Raw genomic sequence first — 4722 nt, 5'->3', positions numbered from 1 at the left:
CAGGCCAAAACAGCAAAGAACAAAAAATGGCCAGCGACATCGCCAGCCTCACGCCTCAGCAATTTCGCGTGGCCAGCCTCTTGGTGCAAGGTCTACTCAACAAGCAAATTGCCTATGAGCTCGACGTCACCGAAGCCACCATCAAAGCCCACGTCACTGAAATTTTTCGCAAACTCGGCGTTCACTCCAGAACGCAAGCCGCGCTGGCATTCAGTCAATTAGACGTCAGTCCACCCGACCTTCCCTAACCAGCTATTTCGCCAAGACTAGCTGGCGTATTAGCCCGCGCAGTGCTGCGGGCTTCACGGGCTTAGCTAGAAATCGATAACCGCTACTTTCAATTTGGGAGCGTATTTCAGTGCTATTATCGGCGCTTATCACGATCGCAGGGAGACGGGTATGCCAGTGATAATTCAAGGCCCGCAGCAACTCCAATCCAGTTTCGCCATCGTCCAAATGATAGTCTGCCAGAACAATATCCGGCGCCGTATCTAAGCGCCACTGGGCCAAAACTTCCCCGAGATTCGCACCGGTAAAGACTTTACACCCCCACTGGCTTAGCAATGCCTGCATTCCCGCGCGGATAGCGACCTCATTGTCGATACAAAGTACACTGATACCGGCCAACTCTGACTGCAAATCGGGAGCGCCGCTTGTCGTTCGATGGTCCTGACGCTGACCAATAGGCACGCGAATAGAAAATACACTCCCACGCCCTTCAACAGAACGCAGTGACACCTCGTGACCAAGTAAACGACTAATACGCTGTACTATCGAAAGCCCCAAACCGAGCCCCTTTTCAGCATGCCGATTAACCGCACTCTGCCCGCGCTCAAACTCATCAAACACCCGCTGCTGATCTAAAAGCGAGATGCCTGGGCCGGTATCCCACACCTGAATCAAGACACTGTCGCCTCGCCGCCGAACGGCCAACAAAACCCGCCCGGCACGGGTATAGCGCAGCGCGTTAGACAAAAAATTCTGCACAACCCGGCGCAACAATTGTTGATCGCTATAAACCCACACATCCCTTGGGCGAAAATCCAGTGACAAACCGTTTTGCTCGGCAAGCACCGCACACTCGCGCGCCAACGGCTCCAACATATCAGCAAGGCAGAAATCCCGGCGATCAAGCTGCATATTTCCGGAGTCTAAACGTGCAACCTCCCGCAATGAGGTAATTAGATTCTCCGCGCCAATCAAAGCGGCATCAATATGACTGACCTCATCCGCCAATTTAGTGTCGACTAATTGATGAGCCAAAGCGGCTGTAAATAAGCGGGCCGCACTAATTGGTTGCAATAGATCATGGCTGGCTGCCGCAAGAAACCGACTTTTACTCGCATATACTGTGTTTAATTCCCGCTCAATTTTCGCGCGAGCCTGATTTTCATGGGCCAGCGAATCATTCGCAGCACTTAATGCCGAGGTGCGCTCAATCACTCGTTGCTCTAATTGCTGTTTGGTTTCATCGAGTTCGTTAAACATACGGCGATATTCACTAATATCGGTGTACGTTGTGACATAGCCACCATTGGCCATCGGCGTACCGCAAATTTCAATGACTAAACCGCTGGGTAAACTGCGTTCAAGCCGATAAGGCTTACCGTCGCTCAGCAGCGCCAAACGCCGGGCTATCGCACCGTCTACATCAGTATCGGCATTTTGCAAATAGCCGCGCTCTGCATTGAACTGGTAAACTTTGGCGATAGGGCAGCCGATATAAAGCAGCCGCTCAGGAAAGCCAAATAACTCAATATAACGGCTATTCCACGCCACCAATTCCAAATTGGCATCGACCACACTAATCCCTTGCGGCACCGTCTCTAAGGTGATTTGCAGTAAGTCCTGACCAAACTGCAATTGCTTGGAACTATCGCCGATAAGTAGCACGAACTCGTCAAGCTCCAGCGGCTTTTTACGCTGCAGTAAATCCAACGTACGGTGGGCTGATACCGCGCCAACAATAGCTGCCAATGCCGATTCAACCTCCTTCACAACAAAACTCGGCACCGGATCATTAGGCAGCAACCGCTGCCCATGCCGATGCTCAAAACGCTGCCACAATTGCTGACTACGATCATTGCCCAATAAGGGGGTTAGCATGCGCTGCAGCTGCCAGCTTTCAATTTTAGTCAGTGCAAAATCCGCTTTCTGGTACGCCCAATCGCGCTGCAACTGGGTAAAGGCCCGCGCCTGACGTAACTCAATGGCTCGAAACCGACTAAACGCCGACACGAGTGCAAAAGCCAAGCAGTTAAGTAACAGGCTCCAAAATACCCCGTGACTCAGAGGATCAAGGAAACTCACACCAAACAATGCCTCAGGCCGCAGCCAGGACAAGCCGAAAAGCCCCTGCGCTAGCAAAGGGTGCAAAGATCCCAACATAGCGGGGAGTAATAGGCAGTAGAACCAAAGCGCACCACCAACAAACAAGCCGGCAATAACACCGCGTGAATGCGCCCTAGGCCAGTATAAGGCCGCAATAATCGCGGGCAGCAATTGCGCGGCCGCCGCAAATGACAACAAGCCCAAGGAGGCTAGACCACTGCGATTACTTAATTGCTGCTCTAACAGCCACGCCGCCAGCAACACCGCCGCGATTGCCGCGCGGCGCGCCTTTTGTAACCATTTTGCATTAATGCTGTGGGCGCGATTAAAAAACTGCCACAGTGGGACCATCCATTCATTACAGATCATCACCGACAGCGTCACGCAAGCCACGATGACCATACCGGTCGCGGCAGATAAACCACCTAATAAAGCTGCCATCGCTAAACCCGTGCTGCCCGCCGCCAACGGCGCCGTCACCACAAACATGTCAGCGCCGCCGCTATAGGGGGATAAGCCGCTACCCAGTAGCGATTGGCCCAACACCGCAATCGGCGCAATCATCACGCAAAACAGAGCGAGGTAGCCGGGGAATATCCAGCGCGCTAGGCGCATATCCCGACGACTGTGGTGTTCGACCACCATCACATGAAACTGGCGGGGCAAACAGACAATGGCCGCCGCAGCCAAAACCACTTGTGTAAAAAAATTGACCGGTTCAGGCCAGCCCGACAATTGACCATAATCTAGCGTGAAGTCCCGATCAGTCGAGCTGTAAAGCGCGCTAATCGCAAAAATACCAACGGCGAGAAAAGCCAGGAGTTTCACCACTGACTCCACCGCTATTGCCGTCATCAAACCCCGATGGCGCTGACGTTTGTCCACCACACGGGTGCCAAACACCACTGTAAACAACACCAATATCAACGCCACAATAAAACTGGTGTTGCTGTGGTTCTCTATTAAATTAGGCTGCCATAAGCGCTGCACCGTTAGCCAGGCTTGGGTCACGGCTTTTAACTGCAAAGCGATATAGGGCAGGCTGCCAGCCACCGCAATAAACGTCACCAAGGCCGCCAAAAACTGATGTTTGCCGTAGCGCGAACCAATGAAGTCGGCAATCGAGGTCACTCGATTACGGGTGCTCACCACCGATAGACGGCGGATAAACGGCCACGCCAATATAAAGAGTAATATTGGGCCAAGGTAGATTGGGATAAAAGACCAGCCGTCATTTACGGCCTGCCCCACTGCACCAAAAAAGGTCCAAGAACTGCAGTAGACTGCTAGCGATAGGCTGTAAATCAAAGCGCGCAGCAGCGAAGAGCGCTGAGTATGCCGGTCGGCCCACCATGCGATTAAAAACAAACAGCCAACGTAACTAAACGCCAGTAATATTACCCATTGGTTTGCCAGCACCTGCCCTCTCTACACCGGAAGTCGGCGAACTTTTTACGAACCCCTCTAGTTTAGCCCAGAGCGGGGTTCGCGGTATTGGACAATAGTCGACACCATCAATGTCCAGCGGGTAACATCACTGAGACTCATGGCTTCTAAGTGGCAGGCAAGACCCGTACATGGTGAGATTTACAGTATTAAGCCTTCCCCTTGTCGTCGCCGGTGCGTAACATTCGCACTCCAGAAATCAGGGCTCGCTGCCATGCAAGGCCTGAACACACTCAATACATCAAGCCGTACCCAAAATATATGTCTATTATTTTTATCGCTGGCCAACGCTGGATTAGCAACCCTGAACCCGACCTTGGTCTGGGTATTATTCTTGAAGCACAAAACCGCCGTGTGGTTATTGCCTTCCCCGCTGCCGAAGAAGAGCGCACCTACGCCGCTGCGGCCGCACCGCTATCCAGAGTACTGTTTCAAGTCGGCGATGAGATTGATGTACCGGGACAAGGCCCTTTAGTCGTCACTGAATTACAAGAGCACAGCGGCTGTATCGTTTATTTTGCCGAAGACGAGAACGGCGATATACACCCAGTGCCCGAGCAAATACTGAGCGCCAATATCAAGCTCAGTAATGCCAAAGAGCGCCTGCTCGCAGGCCAGGTTGAGCATCACCGCCGCTTTGAACTGCGCGCTGCGACCTTAGAACAGCAAAACACCTGCAAAGCCGCCAGCACCCTCGGTTTGCTCGGCCCCAGAGTTCAGCTCCTCCCTCACCAGCTTTATATCGCCGCCGAAGTTGCCAGCCGCGCTGCACCTCGGGTGTTACTCGCCGACGAAGTTGGCCTGGGTAAAACCATTGAAGCAGGCTTAATCATTCACCAGCTGTTGCTCTTAGAGCGTGCCAAGCGGGTATTGATTCTGCTGCCAGACAGCTTAGTGCACCAATGGCTGGTAGAAATGTTGCGCCGCTTCAATCTGAAGTTCAGT

Annotated in this window: 3 protein-coding genes; 2 read left to right on the top strand and 1 reads right to left on the bottom strand. The window is 52.8% G+C overall.

Going from position 1 to position 4722, the window contains the following annotated elements; genetic code table 11:
* Positions 1 to 248: helix-turn-helix transcriptional regulator (locus ABYT30_RS15785; protein WP_373097448.1), on the top strand; the 248-nt coding region annotated here is incomplete at its 5' end.
* A 4-nt stretch (positions 249 to 252) separates the two neighbouring features.
* Here the strand turns inward: ABYT30_RS15785 and ABYT30_RS15780 are convergent.
* Positions 253 to 3750 carry a NahK/ErcS family hybrid sensor histidine kinase/response regulator gene (locus ABYT30_RS15780; protein WP_373097447.1) on the bottom strand — a complete coding sequence of 1166 codons (3498 nt, stop codon included), beginning with the start codon at positions 3748 to 3750 and terminating at the stop codon, positions 253 to 255.
* A 288-nt stretch (positions 3751 to 4038) separates the two neighbouring features.
* On the opposite strand from ABYT30_RS15780, the gene ABYT30_RS15775 reads away from it, so the two are divergent.
* Positions 4039 to 4722: SNF2-related protein (locus tag ABYT30_RS15775; protein WP_373097446.1), on the top strand; the 684-nt coding region annotated here is incomplete at its 3' end.

Source organism: Zhongshania sp. (assembly GCF_041623545.1).
GTDB lineage: Bacteria > Pseudomonadota > Gammaproteobacteria > Pseudomonadales > Spongiibacteraceae > Spongiibacter.
Note: the sequence above shows the minus strand (reverse complement) of the source record. Positions and strands in the feature narration are given on the sequence as shown.